The organism is Vibrio sp. RE88 (assembly GCF_013113835.1).
GTDB lineage: Bacteria > Pseudomonadota > Gammaproteobacteria > Enterobacterales > Vibrionaceae > Vibrio.
Genome location: NZ_VTYQ01000002.1, coordinates 23,319 through 40,446, shown reverse-complemented (window position 1 = coordinate 40,446; position 17,128 = coordinate 23,319). Strand labels below are relative to the sequence as shown.

The 17,128-nt window shown below is 46.7% G+C and carries 18 protein-coding genes; 6 read left to right on the top strand and 12 right to left on the bottom strand.

The window, feature by feature from the left end:
• Positions 1 to 55: 55 nt before the first annotated feature.
• A complete protein-coding gene (locus tag F0265_RS03690) occupies positions 56 to 1,453 on the top strand; it encodes an alpha-amylase family protein (protein WP_171747838.1) in 1,398 nt (465 codons plus the stop codon).
• 63 nt (positions 1,454 to 1,516) lie between these two features.
• Here the strand turns inward: F0265_RS03690 and F0265_RS03685 are convergent, their stop codons facing one another.
• Positions 1,517 to 2,095: a hypothetical protein gene (locus F0265_RS03685; protein WP_171747837.1), complete on the bottom strand. Its 579-nt coding sequence runs from the start codon at positions 2,093 to 2,095 to the stop codon at positions 1,517 to 1,519.
• 207 nt (positions 2,096 to 2,302) lie between these two features.
• Between F0265_RS03685 and F0265_RS03680 the strand changes: the two genes are divergently transcribed.
• The gene (locus F0265_RS03680) at positions 2,303 to 2,950 is read left to right on the top strand and encodes an HAD family phosphatase (protein WP_006961358.1); all 648 of its coding nucleotides are present in this window, start codon (positions 2,303 to 2,305) and stop codon (positions 2,948 to 2,950) included.
• Positions 2,951 to 2,998: 48 nt separating this feature from the next.
• Here the strand turns inward: F0265_RS03680 and F0265_RS03675 are convergent, their stop codons facing one another.
• The 9 genes from F0265_RS03675 to F0265_RS03635 form a co-directional block, all read right to left on the bottom strand.
• Positions 2,999 to 3,703 carry an FCD domain-containing protein gene (locus F0265_RS03675; protein WP_171747836.1) on the bottom strand — a complete coding sequence of 235 codons (705 nt, stop codon included), beginning with the start codon at positions 3,701 to 3,703 and terminating at the stop codon, positions 2,999 to 3,001.
• Positions 3,704 to 3,776: 73 nt separating this feature from the next.
• Positions 3,777 to 4,676 (bottom strand): dihydrodipicolinate synthase family protein, encoded by a 900-nt coding sequence (locus F0265_RS03670; protein ID WP_171747835.1) that lies wholly within the window; start codon positions 4,674 to 4,676, stop codon positions 3,777 to 3,779.
• 72 nt (positions 4,677 to 4,748) lie between these two features.
• The gene (locus F0265_RS03665) at positions 4,749 to 6,014 is read right to left on the bottom strand and encodes a TRAP transporter large permease (RefSeq protein ID WP_045986047.1); all 1,266 of its coding nucleotides are present in this window, start codon (positions 6,012 to 6,014) and stop codon (positions 4,749 to 4,751) included.
• 12 nt (positions 6,015 to 6,026) lie between these two features.
• Complete coding sequence (locus tag F0265_RS03660; RefSeq protein ID WP_171747834.1) at positions 6,027 to 6,539, bottom strand: TRAP transporter small permease; 513 nt, start codon at positions 6,537 to 6,539, stop codon at positions 6,027 to 6,029.
• A gap of 49 nt (positions 6,540 to 6,588) precedes the next feature.
• On the bottom strand, positions 6,589 to 7,554 hold the full coding sequence (locus F0265_RS03655) for a sialic acid TRAP transporter substrate-binding protein SiaP (protein ID WP_045986045.1): 966 nt from the start codon (positions 7,552 to 7,554) through the stop codon (positions 6,589 to 6,591).
• 22 nt (positions 7,555 to 7,576) lie between these two features.
• Entirely contained in the window at positions 7,577 to 8,497 is a 921-nt protein-coding gene (locus F0265_RS03650) for an NAD(P)-dependent oxidoreductase (protein ID WP_171747833.1), read from the bottom strand.
• Between the two features lie 6 nt (positions 8,498 to 8,503).
• The gene (locus F0265_RS03645) at positions 8,504 to 9,715 is read right to left on the bottom strand and encodes an enolase C-terminal domain-like protein (RefSeq protein ID WP_171747832.1); all 1,212 of its coding nucleotides are present in this window, start codon (positions 9,713 to 9,715) and stop codon (positions 8,504 to 8,506) included.
• Positions 9,716 to 10,630 (bottom strand): ROK family protein, encoded by a 915-nt coding sequence (locus tag F0265_RS03640; RefSeq protein WP_171747831.1) that lies wholly within the window; start codon positions 10,628 to 10,630, stop codon positions 9,716 to 9,718.
• The gene (locus F0265_RS03635; RefSeq protein WP_095559691.1) at positions 10,624 to 11,499 is read right to left on the bottom strand and encodes an N-acetylneuraminate lyase; all 876 of its coding nucleotides are present in this window, start codon (positions 11,497 to 11,499) and stop codon (positions 10,624 to 10,626) included. Before F0265_RS03635 ends, F0265_RS03640 begins: the two co-directional genes overlap by 7 nt.
• A gap of 646 nt (positions 11,500 to 12,145) precedes the next feature.
• Here F0265_RS03635 and yghU point away from each other — a divergent pair.
• The 4 genes from yghU to F0265_RS03615 all read left to right on the top strand — a co-directional run bounded on the left by yghU (position 12,146) and on the right by F0265_RS03615 (position 15,498).
• Positions 12,146 to 13,003, top strand: coding sequence for a glutathione-dependent disulfide-bond oxidoreductase (gene yghU, locus F0265_RS03630; protein WP_171747830.1), 858 nt, complete (start codon positions 12,146 to 12,148; stop codon positions 13,001 to 13,003).
• 287 nt (positions 13,004 to 13,290) lie between these two features.
• The gene (locus F0265_RS03625; RefSeq protein ID WP_171747829.1) at positions 13,291 to 13,680 is read left to right on the top strand and encodes a VOC family protein; all 390 of its coding nucleotides are present in this window, start codon (positions 13,291 to 13,293) and stop codon (positions 13,678 to 13,680) included.
• Between the two features lie 58 nt (positions 13,681 to 13,738).
• Entirely contained in the window at positions 13,739 to 14,302 is a 564-nt protein-coding gene (locus F0265_RS03620) for a sugar O-acetyltransferase (protein ID WP_301338219.1), read from the top strand.
• A gap of 215 nt (positions 14,303 to 14,517) precedes the next feature.
• Positions 14,518 to 15,498 (top strand): rhodanese-related sulfurtransferase, encoded by a 981-nt coding sequence (locus F0265_RS03615; RefSeq protein ID WP_171747828.1) that lies wholly within the window; start codon positions 14,518 to 14,520, stop codon positions 15,496 to 15,498.
• A 120-nt stretch (positions 15,499 to 15,618) separates the two neighbouring features.
• On the opposite strand, the gene F0265_RS03610 is transcribed toward F0265_RS03615, so the two are convergent.
• The gene (locus F0265_RS03610) at positions 15,619 to 16,566 is read right to left on the bottom strand and encodes an endonuclease/exonuclease/phosphatase family protein (protein WP_171747827.1); all 948 of its coding nucleotides are present in this window, start codon (positions 16,564 to 16,566) and stop codon (positions 15,619 to 15,621) included.
• 115 nt (positions 16,567 to 16,681) lie between these two features.
• Complete coding sequence (locus F0265_RS03605) at positions 16,682 to 17,068, bottom strand: helix-turn-helix domain-containing protein (protein WP_171747826.1); 387 nt, start codon at positions 17,066 to 17,068, stop codon at positions 16,682 to 16,684.
• Positions 17,069 to 17,128: the final 60 nt, after the last annotated feature.

Sequence of the window (17,128 nt, the reverse complement as noted above, 5' to 3'; positions counted from 1 at the left end):
AATAGCAAGCCATAAAAATATCATTAGCCTGAATATCAATAACGAGAAACACCCTATGAAAAAAATAACAACTTTACTCGCTGCCACCGCTGTACTCAGCGTACCGCAAGTCACTTATGCCGACGCAATCCTGCATGCGTTCAACTGGAAATATTCGGATGTAACGAATAACGCCCAGCAAATCGCCGCGAACGGATTCAAAAAGGTTCTGATTTCACCGGCAATGAAATCAAGTGGCACCCAATGGTGGGCTCGCTATCAGCCTCAGGATTTTCGTGTTATCGATTCTCCTCTGGGCAATAAGCAAGATTTACAAGCGATGATTGCTGCACTTAAAGCGCAAGATGTAGACGTTTATGCCGATGTCGTTCTGAATCATATGGCCAACGAAGCGTCAAAGCGTAGCGACCTGAATTACCCTGGCACTGAAGTGCTTAACGACTACTCTGCGCGCTCAAGTTACTACGCCAACCAGACATTATTTGGCGACTTGAGTCAGAACCTGTTCTCTGGCAATGATTTCCACCCTGCCGGTTGTATCACCAACTGGAACGACCCAGGTCACGTTCAGTACTGGCGACTTTGTGGTGATAATGGCGATACCGGGCTACCAGATTTAGATCCAAATAACTGGGTGGTGTCACAGCAGAAGAAATACCTTCAGGCACTTAAATCGATGGGAATTAAAGGCTTCCGCATCGATGCTGTCAAACACATGAGCCAGTACCAGATCGATCAGATTTTCACATCAGACATTACGTCTGGAATGCATGTTTTTGGCGAAGTCATTACCAGTGGGGGTAAGGGCGATAGTGGTTATGAAGCCTTTTTGGCACCTTATCTGAACAATACCAATCACGCCGCTTACGATTTCCCTCTGTTCGCTTCAATTCGCGGCGCTTTCTCTTTCGGTGGCGGATTAAACCAACTTCATGATCCTCAAGCCTACGGTCAAGCGTTAGAAAACTCGCGCGCCATTACCTTCACCGTGACTCATGACATTCCAACCAATGATGGTTTCCGTTATCAAATCATGGATCCTAAGGATGAGCAGTTAGCTTACGCATACGTTTTGGGTAAAGATGGTGGCACGCCACTTGTCTATAGTGATGAGCTACCAGACAGCGAAGATAGAGATAATGGTCGCTGGGCTGACGTCTGGAAAGACGCCACTATGATTAACATGCTCAAGTTCCACAACTCGATGCAGGGTAAATCAATGACCGTCTTACACAGTGACCAGTGCACGCTGGTCTTCAAACGTGGTAAGGAAGGCGTAGTCGGTATCAACAAGTGTGGCGATGCGAAATCCGTTACTGTGGATACGTACCAACACGAGTTCAATTGGAACGTTTCGTACAAAGACACGCTAACGGGAGATACAACTGTCGTGAATTCGCGTAACCATACGTTTAACATTCCGGCACGCACAGCAAGAATGTGGATGCTGTAGTTTCCGCTGAAATGACAAAGGTCTGGTAAATACCAGACCTTTTTTATGTGTAAGCCTTTAATATTACTTGGCTAACTCGTAGTTTTCCTGCATTTCCTGAGGAGCAATACCGTACTCGTAATCAGCAAGGTAACCGTCTTTGTAGACTTTCATTCCCTGCTCATCCCAGCTCACTTTGATAATGGCGGTTTTGCCATCTTCACTGCCGAGTAATTTCAGCATCTCGTCATCAATCTTGATGGCTTTGATGGTTTTAATTCGCTTGAACGGCTTAAATTCTGTCGACGTTGGCAGCTTTCCATAGGTTTTCTGCCAAGTTTCTTTTGGCACTAACCACTGATTATAGACTTCACCCACAATCGGCTCTGGCATACTGGCTATCACCACGCTATCCGTCATCACGTTGCGCGTTTCAAGGCTATAACCGCCTTTACCATCTGAGACGTAGGTAGGAAAATCGCTTCCCAGCTCTGATGCCTCAGGCAAACGGCCCAATGTTGCGGATTTTTTCACGTACAAATCCGCAGACTCAAATTTGTTCATGATTTCAGGGATGTTTTGAAATTCAATCGGTTTGGCAAATGCTGCAAACGGAGCAGACAATGCAGCGCTTAACGCTGCTATAGTGAAAATGTTTTTCATGAGAGTACTTTGGTATAGAACAGTTGACGATAAAGTAAATAACAAAACAATAAATAGCAAACGATTCAATCACTCCAAATATCGGATTGTGACCTTCCCCTAACCTCACCTTAACAATCGATAAATCCACGTCATATCAGCGCTTTTACTATAATTTAGAAGTGTGCAAGAATGAGCGCCCGAACCGTTAAGGATTATGCTGTACCCATGAAAATTCAAGCCGCTATCTTTGATATGGATGGCCTACTGTTAGACACCGAGCGTGTATGCATGCGAGTCTTTAAGCAAGCCTGTGTGAACGTCAACCTGCCTTTCTATGAAGACGTTTATCTCTCCATCATCGGGCGTAATGCCGCGGGCATAGAAAAGATCTTTCGAGCTGCCTATGGGGATGATCTCGACAAACTCCACAATGAGTGGCGCCGCAACTACGATGCTATTGTCAAACACCAACCAATCCCAGTAAAAGAAGGCGTAGTGGAACTGTTGGAATGGCTTAAAGAACAGCAAATTCCAACCGCAGTGGCAACCTCTACTCACCGTGACGTCGCAGAAATTAAACTGCGCCTTGCGGGTTTAGACAAGTACTTTGATAGCCTGACTTGCGGCTGTGAAGTGTCTGTCGGCAAGCCGGACCCAGAAATCTATCTATTGGCTGCTGACCGCCTCAATGTTGAAGCTGAACACTGTATTGCATTCGAAGACTCCAATAACGGGGTAAAAAGTGCGGTCGCAGCCAACATGACCACCTATCAAATCCCCGATTTGCTCGAACCCTGTGAAGAAGTGAAAGCATTAGGGCATAGCATTCAACCGTCACTACTTAACGTATTGGCAGAATTGAAAGCCCAATAAAAAAGCAGCCCTGCATATCACTTGCAGGGCTGCTTTGTCTCATGTGCGCTATTTTTCGATACGCATTACCGCTTCTAAATGCGCTCTCATTTCGGCTTCCGCAAGGTCTGCGTCCCCTTGGGCGATGGCCTGATAAATTTTGACGTGCTCTTGATAGTTTTGCTCATGGTAAGGCGTGTAATCTTCAGGATTACGCGTTTTGATAAGCCAAGAAATCAAAGACTCATAAAGAGACGAGATCATCGGGTTGTCAATCATATTGATGATGCAGCGGTGAAAAGCAATATCCGTTTCTACAAACTCGTCGTAATTGCTGCAATGAAGCTTGTTTTGCTCCAAGATCATTTTAAGACGCGCCAGATCATCTTCCGTTCGGACTCGCGCGGCTTCACGCACCATGGCAATTTCAAACAGCTGACGTAACTGCTCAAATTGACGCTTCTCGTCTTGCTGGGAAAGGAGTGCGATGGCTAAACCGGAAATATTGCTCAATAGCGTATCGGTGCAAGGTTTAGTGACACGAGTCTTCTCACCACTTTTAATCTCAACTAAGCCTTTTTGAGATAATTTCAACAACGCTTCACGTACAGATGGACGTCCAACATCAAACGCCGCCATTAGCTCACGCTCAGAGGGTAACGTATCGCCTTCTTTCAGAGTCTTGTTGATGATGAGTTTTTCGATTTCATCAGCAACACTATCGGAAAGCTTGGTTTTTTTCATGGGCTTTAACGGAAAGGAGGCTAATTCCATTCGTGTGTCCTTTATTATCGTTGTCGTTACTTTGTCAGTATAAAATATTTTTAATCAGATTATCAGTGCTTAACTAGCGACTGAACTCAGGAAGAATCGCATTTCTCGCCGCAATTTTTCTTTCTAGATCCGCATCTGGAATCGAGGCAAATGGGAAGCGCATGGTGGAAGAAATCTGGCTCCAACTTCCCATTGCTGCCATAAATTTATCAACCGCTGCGTTGCTGAAGCCTTGCTCTGTAATATAAGGCGCGATCTCTTGCTCCATAAAACGCTGGATCCGGCTTTCCAGTTCCAGTGCCTGCTCACTGTTTGCGAGGCAGTCTTCCGTCCATTTCTGTGCGGCCGCCGGATTCAAACAACACACATTGGAATAGGCGCCCTTCGCTCCTTTACGCGCATCAGTAGCCAGAAAATGCCCTGCGACAAATATTGATGCTTTCTGCGCCAAGCCTGTTGCCTCAATCTCAGGCGTAATACGTGGTAATTTGAAGCCAACTAGCCCGTCAACATTATCGAACAGGAAATTTAACTGCTCAGCCGTCAGATTCACCTTAGCGTGAGGCGGATTGTAAAGAATCAATTCGACACCTTGGGCTACTTGCTGCGCTTTACGGAGAAATGTCAGCGCGACTTCTGTGTTGCAAGGGAACCAATCTGGCAAGATCACCTGAATCGCCCTTGGTTTGAGCGCCGCTGCATACTCAACCCGTGCTAACGCATCCTGAGGGTGACAGTGAGAGGCACCAATTTGAAAAGGCATATCTGCTGCATGACACTTCTCGGCCAAGAGTTGGCTCACCTGCTGAAATTCAAGCTCTGACTGGGTGTAAAACTCACCTGCAGTGCCGTTGGAGTAAATCCCATCGACGCCAACCTCGATGTAGTGGTCAATCTGATTCGCCAGCAAATCAAAATTGATGTTTTCGTTCTCAATCGGCAATAGTAGCGTTGCCCAGTTTCCGCGAATCATAACCGCTCTCTCATTCTATTCTAATACTGGTAATAGCCAGCAACATGATTGCTGCCAGCATGATAATCGTCTTTATAACAAGTGGTTAGGTAAGAACATCACCAATTGCGGGAAGAATATGATCATCAGTAACACTGCAATCAGCGGAACAAGGAAGATAAGCACCGAGCGCGCCAACGTTTCATATGGAATGTTACCCACCTTCGCCACAACGAATAGAGAAACCCCCATAGGTGGCGTTAGTATCCCGAGCATCATGTTCAGTACAACCACCACACCAAAGTGAACCGGATCAATCCCCAGCTGAACGGTTATCGGCAACAAAATCGGGATAAGTATCAGCAAGAGTGCCAAGGTCTCAATAAAGGCACCAAGGATGAATAACATCACCGACACTAACAGCAGGAAGATAAGTGGAGAATCCGTCACCTGTAGGAACAGCTCTGCGGCTTTAAGTGGAATGTCTTCCTTGATGATGACGTAGCCAAAAAGACTCACCCCACCAATTAGAAAACCGATCACCGCCGATGTGTTGATCGTCTCATGCACCAGCTCAACGAAACGCTTGATGCTGAGTTCGCGGTAGACAAAGAAACCAAGGAACATCGCATACAGAGAAGCCACAACCGCAGCCTCTGTTGGTGTCACGATGCCAGAGAATATGCCGCCGATAATGAGGACTGGCGTCAACAGCGCCAAAGCAGCATCTTTAAATGAATAGCAAATGGTCTTGAATGACGCGCGAGGGTAAACCGGATAGCCTTTTTTCTTCGCAATGGCGTAAACCATGAGCATGAGCGCGCCCGCACACAATAGTGCTGGCACCACACCCGCTAAGAACAGTGCACCTACAGACGCTCCTGACATCACGCCATAAATCACCATTGGAATACTTGGTGGCATCAGCGGGCCAATTACACTGGAAGCGGCAGTGATGGCACCTGAGAAGCCGTCATCATAGCCTTCATCACGCATCGCTTTGATTTCAAGCTGACCTAGCCCGCCAGCATCAGCGTGCGCGGAACCTGACATTCCAGAAAACAGCAAGCTAGCCATCACATTGACGTGACCAAGCGAGCCAGTGAAGTGCCCTGTTAAGTCACGGGCAAATTTAAACATCTTGTCGGTAATACCCGCCGAGTTCATCAACAATCCGCTGAAAATGAAAAAGGGTACAGCCAATAACGGAAATGAGTTAAGCCCTGCGATGATTTTCTGCGGAGCAAGCGCAATCCCGCCATTCATCAACAGATAAATAATTGAAACAACATAAAGAGTGAACGCGACTGGCATGCCTACCGCAAGTAAAGCGGCCCATCCACCAAAAATACCAAACATAGTGTCATACCTTTACTTACAAACGTGGGAGCCGACGCTCACATTACCTTCGTTTGGACGAAGTAACTTACCTAACGATATCAGGGCATTCATCGCAGACTTGATACCAACCAAAACAAACCCGATCGGAACGGCGGCATAGAGCGCTGACATCTGAACATCCATGGTGATTGAACCCAATCTGTCCATACGCAGAGCAAAAGCGTAGCCGCGATAGACAATAACAGCGGCGATGACCGCAAACGTTGCATGGATCAAAACATCCAGAATCAAATTGGTTCGTGGGCTGAGACGATTCGGCACCACATCAACTGCAATGTGATCGCGGCGAGATACCGCTTCGCTTGCACCAATAAAAACAATGTAAATATAGAGCCAGCGTGATAGCTCCTCTGTCCACGGCAACGCCACTGACAAAAAGTAGCGACTGACGATCTGGACGGTCAGAACCACAAGCATGGCAAGAAAAAGAAAGATAGACAGCTGTTTCTCAGCCCATTCCATTTTCGAGATAATTTTATGCATAGCGAAATCTCAAATTCAGGCGAAGCACAAAGGCTTCGCCAGATAACGTTTACTTAGCGTCGATCAGAGTTTGAGTAAACCCTTTGCCATATTGCTTATCCAGCGCGGCATAGTACGGTTTCATTGCAGCGCGGAACGGTTCTAAATCTGGATGCGTGACCGTCACACCTGACTCCTTGAACAGAGCAAGGAACTTGTCGGTGTTTTCTTTAATTCGGCGTTCCGCTTCCTCGCCACCCGCATTCAATGCACTCATCAGCCATTGCTGTTCCTGTTCTGACAAGTCACCCCAACGCGAGCTATTGATTGAGATGGTCTGGTCTTGAACCACGTGGTTCGTCATCGCCAGATACTTCTGAACTTCGTAGAATTTCATCGCTTCAATAGACGGAATAGGGTTTTCCTGACCATCAACGGCATTCGTTTGTAGTGCCAGATACACTTCGGCATAAGCGATTGGCGACGGGATGGCATCCATGGCTTTTGCGTAATCCACTAACGCCTTAGCATTTGGCGTGCGCAGCTTCATGCCTTGCATGTCATCAATCGAGTTAATAGGACGGTTAGAAGTGGTCTGACGAACACCAAAGTACCAGCTGTCGATAGGTTTCAGATCAAAATTCTGTTCCAGCTCAGTACGAACCTTCATACCCCAATCACTGTTGAAGATCTTCTGCAGATGATCGAAGTCTCGCACTATGTAAGCCGTTTCCAGCGCGCCTAACTCTGGTACGTACTGGGCATAACCCCCAAACACCTGCATCGACATATCCAGCTCACCTAATGAGACCTGTTCCAGCATCTCGTGAACATTACCTAGTTGACCACCTTCATACAGCCTTAATGTCAACTCACCATCGGAGAGTTTGTTTAGCTCATCCGCCGCCTTCACCATACCGTGGTAAATTGGGCTGTTATAAGCTTCATTAAAACCGACTTTCAGTTCAGTTTTTGCGTAGGCATTGGCGGCAAGAAGTGCAGTTGCAATCACACTGAGTTTAAGGGTAGTTTTCATCGTTATTTCCTAATTGTCCTTATTAGAATTGAACTTGATTATTGAGCGGCAAGCCGGCCAGTAATCGTTGTATCTGTCGGGTATAGACGTCAATCTTCTTATAATTTTCTGTTTCACAGCCTCCCCCCGTATGCTGCGTAAGCCACACATTCGGTAGCTGCCACAACGCTGAGGAAGCAGGCAAAGGTTCTTGCTTGGTGACATCAAGACAAGCATTGAACGCTTTATTCTGAGTTGCTTTACGAGCTAGCGCGTCTTCGTCAACCACATTTCCACGGCCAAGATTCATGAAGACAGCATTGTCCGGCATGGCACTGAAGAGCTCGTCGTCGAACAGTTCAAAAGACTCTTCTGTCGCGGGAATGGTAGAGATCGTAATATCGTGGGCAGACACCTTACCTTTCAGACCTCCGCGGCCCATAAGTGCCATGTCTTTTCTGTCAAACTTTTCAATTTCACAACCAAAAGGGGTAAGGAGGTGCTCAATACGTTGAGCGATATTCCCATACCCAACCAACAACACTTTAGATTCTGCGAGCAGCCGCTTTGTCATACGAATCTGGTCTTTCGCCCATTGGGACTCACGCTGTGCACAGTTGAGTGCCGGCAGTTGGCGATAGACAGATAAAAGGCTGGCCACGGCTTCTTCTGCTACAGGAACAGAGAAAAAGTCATTAAGGTTATGGACTGTCACCTGACTGCCCTGCGACCATTGGTAGCCGTTGAAATTATCGGTACCCACGGAGTCGAGCAAGATGACTTTCAACTGAGCCATATTACCTATCCAGTCGGTATCAAAGTTGCCAATTGCGATATCCGCATTCTCTGCACGATGAGCGTCGTTACTGCCATCGTTGAACACCAATGTCACGGCACTCTCAAGCGCTTGCGTGAAATAGCTACGCTCCTGTTCACTTAATACCGGATGTACATACACTTTCATTTAAGGTTATTCCTTCCAGTTACCGTGGCTTTGCTCAAGGGCATCTAGGCCGCTTTCCAAAGGAAAACAGTGATAAACCGAGCTGTCTTTATAAGGAAATTCCGACTCAAGCTCTGGGCTCAATTCAATGCCTAGCCCCGGTTTATCCGAGAGACGTAATTTGCCGTCTTGGATATGCGCATCGAAATCAAACATGGCTTGTCGGATAGCGAAATTCGGCATCGGGTATTCGATGAGATCGCACCCAGTGGCAAAGGCTGCAATATAATTCGCCATCATAGACACAGGTCCGCCCCAAGAATGCACCACAGGCCTGATTTGGTGTTGTTGAGCGTACTTGCAGACGTCAATGGTCTCTTCAATTCCTCCAAGAACCGAGGCATCGGGCTGAATAACGTTGTAATAACTCCGTTCAATCCGCTCAAGTAACTCTTCTTTCGTTGTGACGATTTCTCCGCCTGCCACGTTAATGTCTGGATTGGCCGCCAGTTCAGGAAGCTGAGCAAGTTTGTCCAGACCCAAGCATTCTTCAACGAACACCAGTTTATGGCCAGTTTCATTGAAAACCTCTTGTTGAAATGCAATCACATCCTGCGCCGTTTGCCCTTCTACAGCCAAATTCTGGGTCATATCCACCGCGACCTGAATACCGAACTGCTGAGCTTTATTGATGGTCCAGACGGTTTTCGCCACTTGATTGTGTCTGGCGCGAATCTTAATCGTACGGATGCCTCGCGCAGCCAGTTGCTCCAGCTCTTTAGTCATGTAAATAGGGTGAAGTGAATCGCCACCCGAGCCGTACATTTCAATTTCGTTGACTTTCGCACCGCCAAACAGCTCTACAGCGGGAACGCCCTTGAGCTTCGCGTACACATCAACCAAGGCGATCTCTATTGCAGAAATAACATGCTGAGCGGCTCCTTGAAGCGACCAATATGCCGTGACATTTTTGGCCTTTCTGACCACTTGTTGATAGCCCTTCTCTACGTTATCCCCAGTTATCGAAGGCGCGATAAGTTCGACAATCGAACGAAAGACTTGTGGTGCAAAGACGCCTAAATAGCCTTCACCAATGCCTTTGATACCATTGCTCAGTGTAATCTCCACCATGGAGCACGTACGTTGCCCCGTTGGTAAGTGGAGCAAGTTTTCTGCGCACCCATCGAAACCATAATCACTGGTTAAAATAATGGGGCGGACCGACTTGATTGAAACCATTTACAGCATTCCTTTCATCATTGGTAAGTACGCGGCCCCCAGTACACCACTGGAGTCTCCATGTTTCGCTTGTACCACTGGCGTGGTCACTTGCTTACTAAATGTGTACTGGCTCAATTTCTCTTCCACCATGGGGTACAAAAGCGTCTGATTAGATACCCCGCCACCTAAGACAATCATTTCAGGATCGATCACGTTGACGATGGCCCCTAACACCCTTGCCAGTTGATCAGCGTATCGCTCTACGTGCTCAATCGCGGCTTTATCACCTTGTGTTGCTGCGGCAAAAATTTCAGGTGCCGACCTTGGGTTGTGTTTCTCTGCCCAAGTACGCTCAAAGCCCGTTCCAGATACAAACGATTCAATGCAGTTTTTTGAGCCGCAATAACAATCGACGGTTTGACCATCAATGTCCGGTGCGTATCCCGGTAGCGGGCTATGCCCGATTTCACCACCTAAGCCGTTAAGCCCATCGACAATGCTGCCATTGACGATCACGCCACCACCGCATCCGGTACCAATAATGACGGACAGACACGATTGCTGTGCGCAGGTTGCCGCACCTGACTTAAACTCAGAAATCGCCAAACAATTTGCGTCGTTGGTTAATGCAATGGGCAAGTCATACGTGCTTTGTATATCCCCAAGAAAGTCCTTTCCGTTGAGATACAAAATATTCGCGCCCTGCATCAACCCGCTGACCTGATTAATCGAACCACAGCAGCCGATCCCAATCGAGGACGCGTTTTTCTCTCTCGACAGCAGTTCATTTATCACCTCACGGACGCTGGAGAGGAAATCCGCATAATGCGATTTTGGCGTTGGTAAACGAAGTCGGTGATGTACTTTGGAATCGGAGGGAGAGACAATCACTCCCTCGATCTTAGTTCCACCGATATCCAGACCAATTAGCATAAACCTGCCTCGATGAGAGCATCTAACTTCGCTTTATTTTCTGCTGTCACGGCATTAATTGGGCGTCGGCAGTGAGCAGAACTAATGACACCTTTCTGTTGAAGTACATACTTAAGCCCAGGTATCACGCCTGCAGCAACTAGTCCATCAATGACCTGATTCGCTTCTCTCTGAAGTGCTTGAGCTTGCTGTGTCTGGCCGTTACGAATTGCCACATCAATGTCTTTGATACGCCCAGCCTGAATATTGTAGGTAGAACCGATCCCCCCTTGCGCTCCTGCCATTAGACCTGAGGCTAGGATTTCATCGAATCCATTAAACACAGTTTTGTCTGAATGACGGCGGGTTAGTTGCTCCATTTGATACAAGTCAGCAGACGTCTGCTTAAGTGCAACCACCCCTTCTAAAGTTAAAAGTTCACTGATTTGGTCTCGGGACAGGCTGGTGCCAGAAAACGCCGGGAAGTTGTAAACAATCATAGGTTTACCAGCCGCCTGAATAATATCAGTGTAATGTTGTTTCAACTGTTCAAAACCGACTGGGTAATAAAATGGTGTCACCGCGGACACCGCGTCATAAGGAAGGTCAGCGGCTGCACGGGCAATCTCTTCGCTTTTCTTGGTTGAAATATCGCCAACATGCGCAATCAAAGTCATCTCAGAGGACGCCACTTCGGCGGTCGCTTTCAGTAGCTCAATTCGCTCACTTGTATTGCACAGAAATGCTTCAGCCGTTGAACCACCAACATACAAGCCTTTTAAACCAGATTGGCAGTTGTATTTCACCAATGCCTGAAGATCTTCATAGTTAATGCTTTCATCTAGGTTGAACGGAGTCAGTGTCGCCGCGTAAAAACCATCAAAATTCATTCTTGTTCCTTACCACAAAATTAGCCTCTAACGGACAATCACTATACCTGTTATACCAGTATAGTGAGTGACCACGATCTCACTCTTATTTTTGTAATTTAATGACACACTCTTTTGTGAACCAAAGCAACAAACCCGATGACAAAACACTCAATTACAGCCAAAATGGTTAATGAAACGTAAAATTAATAACAAATAAACAACAACACCCACCAAGATCAAGGTGTATACAGATCAAAATGCGATATAAAGCAACAAGGAGTTCATGTTACATCTTGGTAGGGATAGTGATTTAGGCGCCTGTTTTTCAATCAATTAGTGCACAAACCACCGGATGAAAGTAAGCATCCCGACTAAACGTTTGATTGCATAGCTGCGCTTAATTGACGGGACAGCTTGGTATACATCGAAACGTCTTCCTGCTACTCGAGCCAGAGTAGCATTGGCTTTTTTGGACAACATATTCACTCGAGTCCGTTCAACATATTTTTGCGATAAGGAGGTGACTCTCTAGGTTATTCTTATACCCAGAAACAATTTTTCAGAACCTTTGGTTCTAATGAGAATACCCGTTGGGGCTTTTATCTTTTCGAATCTGTCCCAAGATAAGGAAGTGCCGGATATCAATTTTGGATAAGGAATAACAATGACTAACCAATACGTACCACCAAAAGTTTGGAAGATGGAAGATGAAAATGGCGGCCAGTGGGCCAGCATTAACCGACCAGACTCAGGCGCCCGTCATGAGCAGGCGCTCCCTGTGGGCTCACACCCAATCCAGCTTCATTCAATGGGCACACCAAATGGCCAGAAAGTCACGATTATGCTTGAGGAACTTCTCGCGCTTGGTGTCAGTGAAGCTGAATATGATGCTTATTTGATAAAAATTGGCGACGGTGATCAGTTTGGTTCTGGCTTTGTCGAGGTGAACCCAAACTCCAAGATCCCAGCGTTGGTTGACCGCTCAGGTGACACACCAATCAATGTATTCGAATCAGGTAATATTCTGCTTTACCTCGCCGAGAAATTCGGCCATTTCCTACCAACAGATGTCGCGGCGAAAACAGAGGTCATGAACTGGCTGTTCTGGCTTCAGGGCTCTGCGCCGTACCTAGGTGGTGGTTTTGGACATTTCTACGCCTACGCGCCAGAGAAGTTTGAATACCCAATCAATCGCTTCTCAATGGAGGCGAAACGTCAACTGGATGTGTTGGACAAACAGCTGGCAAACAATACCTTTATCACGGGTGAAGAGTACAGCATTGCAGACATCGCTATCTGGCCTTGGTACGGAAACTTAGTGTTAGGAAATGCCTATGATGCAGGTGAGTTCTTAGATGTCGATAGTTATAAACACCTTAAGCGTTGGGCTGAAGCCATTGAAGCTCGCCAAGCAGTCCAGCGTGGTCGTATCGTCAACCGCGCATGGGGCGAAGAGTGGGAACAAGTTCCAGAACGCCACAGCGCTGAAGATATCGATAAGGTACTTAAGCTCAAACCTTAAGCCATAAAGCACAACAATAAATCCTCTCACTCAAAATGAGAGGATTTATTTCATTCCACCGCCCCAACAAGATCCACTAATTAGGAAAACGCCGTCGGCAATCACATCCTCTTTTCTTGCACTACAACTCCGCCAGAGTTAAGTGTCACGAATCCATAGCCACATCTCGCTTTTTCCCAATCAATATCGTCAACAATGAGGAAAAATCACCGATAGAAATCATCTCTTTTTTCCTTCCTAGCTCACGATTAGCATTTCCTATCAAACACACCGACTGAGATGCAATTATGAAAATTGAGCACGTTGCGCTCTGGACCAAACAGCTAGAGTTACTAAAAGATTTCTACATCAAGTATTTCAACGCGACGCCCAATCAAAAATACCATAACAGTGAAAAGAGCTTCTCTTCTTACTTCCTATCTTTTAGCAGTGGTTGCCGCCTAGAACTGATGCAAATGGACAGCATTCCAGAGTCAAAAGATGACCTTTATGACCAGTTCACTGGTTTTATCCATATTGCCATTTCACTTGGTTCAGAACAGGCAGTAGATCAATTGACTCAACGTTTAGTTGCAGATGGTTACGAGATCCTCAGCAGCCCAAGAACAACGGGGGACGGCTACTACGAAAGTTGCTTCTTTGACCCGGACGGAAACCGAATTGAGCTAACGGTTTAGATAAACCTTTATCTTCAAACATGACAACAAATACATCATCCATTAAGAGGATTACACATTGGACGAATTAACCAAAATGATTTCGGGTAAACCTTATGACCCAAGCACGCCTGAGCTTCGTGACATGCGCTCACAAGCAAGAGCACTAACAGCCGAGTACAACCAAACAACGAGAGATCAGGAAGACACACGCGCAGAGATCTTAAACAAGCTGTTTGGCACCATCCAAGGAGATATCAAGATAGAGCCTAGCTTTAACTGTGATTACGGCAAGAACATCCATGTCGGTGCTAACTTCTACGCTAACTTTCATTGCGTGATTCTCGATTGCGCCGAAGTCAGGATTGGTAATAACTGCTTCATTGGACCACAAGTTGGCATCTACACCGCGTGTCACCCAATTGACCCTTATGAAAGAATTTCAGGAGTGGAGTCCGCGAAGCCAATATCAATAGGTGACAATTGCTGGATAGGCGGCCATGCCACAATTAACCCCGGAGTAACCTTGGGCGATAACGTTGTCGTTGCTTCAGGCTCAGTCGTGACGAAAAGTTTCTCAGACAATGTCGTCATCGGTGGCAACCCTGCAAAAGTGCTAAAGACGATCGAAGTAAGACCTTAACCCCCAACAAAAGCATCACGCATAGCAGTGGTACTTCGTGTCTACGTAATGCAAGGGTTTCAGCCGGCTAGAGACTCATTCGGTATAAACGGTGTAAGCGTCGAGTATTTAACCCTAAAAACTGTCTGTATTTGTCGCCAGCGCTCTCCGCTATACTTCGCCCGATTTAACACAAAGCTCTGGATTTACGCTCCAGTTCGCTAAAAGGAAAAAACATGACAGATTACGTAGTATGCGCACTCTATAAGTTTGTGCGTCTTGAAGATTATGTGGAACTTCGTGAGCCGCTAAAAGCGCTGATGGAACAACATGAAATCCGTGGCACGCTCTTGCTGGCTAACGAAGGCATCAATGGTACGGTCGCTTCTAGCCGTGAAGGTATCGACACTCTTCTCGCCTGGTTCAAGCAGGATTCTCGCCTTGCGGATATCGTTTATAAAGAGTCATTCGACGCAAACCAACCATTTAATCGTACCAAGGTTAAGCTGAAAAAAGAGATTGTGACTCTCGGTGTAGAAGGCATCGATCCTCGCCATGTCGTTGGTACTTACGTGAAGCCAGACGAGTGGAATGAGCTGATCTCAGATCCAGAAGTTTTCGTTGTCGATACTCGTAATGACTACGAAATCGAAATTGGTACGTTCAAAAATGCGGTTAACCCGAAAACAGATACTTTCCGTGACTTCCCTGAGTACGTCGCTGAAAACATGGATCCAGAAAAGCACAAGAAAGTCGCTATGTTCTGTACGGGTGGTATTCGTTGTGAGAAGTCTACTGCTTACATGAAGGAAAAAGGCTTCGAAGAGGTGTACCACCTAGAAGGCGGCATCCTGAAGTATCTTGAAGAAGTGCCTGAAGAACAAAGCATGTGGGAAGGCGATTGCTACGTATTCGATGGCCGTGTCGCGGTAAACCACCAGCTGGAGAAAAGTGGCTACGAGATGTGTAATGCGTGTCGTTTGCCGATTACTCAGGAAGACATGGAGTCTGAAGCGTTTGAAAAAGGCGTTAGCTGTCCTAAATGTATCGACAAGCATACAGATGAGCAAAAAGCACGCTTCCGTGAGCGTGAAAAGCAAGTTCAACTCGCTAATAAACGCGGCGAAACGCACGTTGGAGGCGAAGCTGACCAGGTGATTGCTCAACGTCGAAAAGAAAAGATTGCCCGTAAAGAACAGCAAAGAAAATCTAAGTAACTCTTACTCGTTCTGAATTCAATCCCCTCTGCATTTTTGCGAGGGGATTTTTTATGCACGTTTGAAAACACTGCCGTTCACTTCAATTCGATGGCTAGCTAGCAATTGGTGTCGAACACATCACAGCACAAACCTAACTGTCACCGAGACAAACGCGTGGTCACTCGCCTGCTTGTCCCGTTCAAAATTTGGGTTGATCAGGTGAGCATCGAGCGTCGAATAGGACGTCACATCGGCCATTGAGTACTGCGAGTCGGGCTGAAACTCCTGCGACAGTAAGATGTAGTCAAGCACGTTGCCTTTCGCAAAATGATAGTGTGTGGGCGGACGCTCTATCTCTGGCTGTTTTAAAGCGAAAATGTCCCAGCTGTCTCGCAGCATAAGGCCAGATTCGCCTTCGATAACTTTGGTCAGTAAACCTGTGATGTCACTGCTGATCGGCTGATTCATGTCCCCCATCAGAACAGTCGGAATCGGGTGCTTCGCGTATTGTTGTTCCATCGCTAATCTCAGCATCACCGCCTCCCATCCTCTTTGCTGACTTGAAAGCCATTGACCCACCAGCGGGTGTCCTTCACCTTCTTCTATCGCTTCGGTGGCTCTCTGAGATTTGAGGTGGCTAACATAAACAGCGACTTCACCAATATCTGGTACTTCTACCACAGCAAAGACGGGCTGACGGCTAAACTCTGGCAGCGGGATTGAATAGCCTGCTAGCGATGATGCAGGTAACGTGACCGCTTCAACATGCGAGATCGGGTATTTAGAAGCCAGAGCCACAACGGGATGAGAATAGATGTAATCACTTTCTATGTTCGGGCTATCCACGCTGGCAAAATACGAGTACCCCATCTCTTCGAATAACTGGCGGGCAGCATCGAGACTAAATACTTCCTGAACTCCAATAATGTCTGCATCGAGGCTCTGAATGGCATTTCTTGTCCATTGGCATTTGGCTTCCCACGCGTCAGCGTCATAGATATTTTCAAAGTCATAAAATGCACCGGGTGGTTCGATGAAATTGAACAAATTGGCGGTGGCAAATGTGAGTCTTTTGTCCGTTAGCAAAGTGCGACCTTATTGGTTCTAATTAGGGTCTGTTGACCTAGTGTTTAGTGTAAGCCTATCTATGGCAATCTGCTGACTGATAAGCCCGTTATACAAGCCAAGATGACGTTAACCGTCACAGGTAATGTTTCACCGACTTCATCATTTTCTGAAATGAAGGGCAGTCCAGATGTGACGGTTCCGGACAATTTGCAACGTGGTTGAGACTATCCCGCACCGCTTGCAGTCTTTTAATCTGAGCATCGATTTCATGCGTTTTCTTCGTGAGTAGAGCCCTGTCTATCGCCAGTTCATCCTTGTCATCAAACATGGCTGATATCTCAACAAGCGATAAGCCTGCTAAGCGACCCAGACAGATGATATTGAGCTTGTTCAGTACGCTTGGGGCATATTGTCTTCGTAAGCCATTCCGGCCAATTGAACGAATCAGACCAAGTTTCTCATAGTACCTGAGTGTAGAAGGCTTGAGCCCAGACCGACGAGACACATCTGCGATATCCATGGTAATCATCCTTGACTTAAAGTCGACTTCAAGTTGTAGCCTAGTTGCAATCTATCAAAA

Excerpts from the sequence above, each read along its gene's own strand:
- F0265_RS03690 (WP_171747838.1), top strand. The coding sequence starts at position 56 with ATGAAAAAAATAACAACTTTACTCGCTGCCACCGCTGTACTCAGCGTA.
- F0265_RS03685 (WP_171747837.1), bottom strand. The coding sequence starts at position 2,095 with ATGAAAAACATTTTCACTATAGCAGCGTTAAGCGCTGCATTGTCTGCT.
- F0265_RS03680 (WP_006961358.1), top strand. The coding sequence starts at position 2,303 with ATGAAAATTCAAGCCGCTATCTTTGATATGGATGGCCTACTGTTAGAC.
- F0265_RS03675 (WP_171747836.1), bottom strand. The coding sequence starts at position 3,703 with ATGGAATTAGCCTCCTTTCCGTTAAAGCCCATGAAAAAAACCAAGCTT.
- F0265_RS03670 (WP_171747835.1), bottom strand. The coding sequence starts at position 4,676 with ATGATTCGCGGAAACTGGGCAACGCTACTATTGCCGATTGAGAACGAA.
- F0265_RS03665 (WP_045986047.1), bottom strand. The coding sequence starts at position 6,014 with ATGTTTGGTATTTTTGGTGGATGGGCCGCTTTACTTGCGGTAGGCATG.
- F0265_RS03660 (WP_171747834.1), bottom strand. The coding sequence starts at position 6,539 with ATGCATAAAATTATCTCGAAAATGGAATGGGCTGAGAAACAGCTGTCT.
- F0265_RS03655 (WP_045986045.1), bottom strand. The coding sequence starts at position 7,554 with ATGAAAACTACCCTTAAACTCAGTGTGATTGCAACTGCACTTCTTGCC.
- F0265_RS03650 (WP_171747833.1), bottom strand. The coding sequence starts at position 8,497 with ATGAAAGTGTATGTACATCCGGTATTAAGTGAACAGGAGCGTAGCTAT.
- F0265_RS03645 (WP_171747832.1), bottom strand. The coding sequence starts at position 9,715 with ATGGTTTCAATCAAGTCGGTCCGCCCCATTATTTTAACCAGTGATTAT.
- F0265_RS03640 (WP_171747831.1), bottom strand. The coding sequence starts at position 10,630 with ATGCTAATTGGTCTGGATATCGGTGGAACTAAGATCGAGGGAGTGATT.
- F0265_RS03635 (WP_095559691.1), bottom strand. The coding sequence starts at position 11,499 with ATGAATTTTGATGGTTTTTACGCGGCGACACTGACTCCGTTCAACCTA.
- yghU (WP_171747830.1), top strand. The coding sequence starts at position 12,146 with ATGACTAACCAATACGTACCACCAAAAGTTTGGAAGATGGAAGATGAA.
- F0265_RS03625 (WP_171747829.1), top strand. The coding sequence starts at position 13,291 with ATGAAAATTGAGCACGTTGCGCTCTGGACCAAACAGCTAGAGTTACTA.
- F0265_RS03615 (WP_171747828.1), top strand. The coding sequence starts at position 14,518 with ATGACAGATTACGTAGTATGCGCACTCTATAAGTTTGTGCGTCTTGAA.
- F0265_RS03605 (WP_171747826.1), bottom strand. The coding sequence starts at position 17,068 with ATGGATATCGCAGATGTGTCTCGTCGGTCTGGGCTCAAGCCTTCTACA.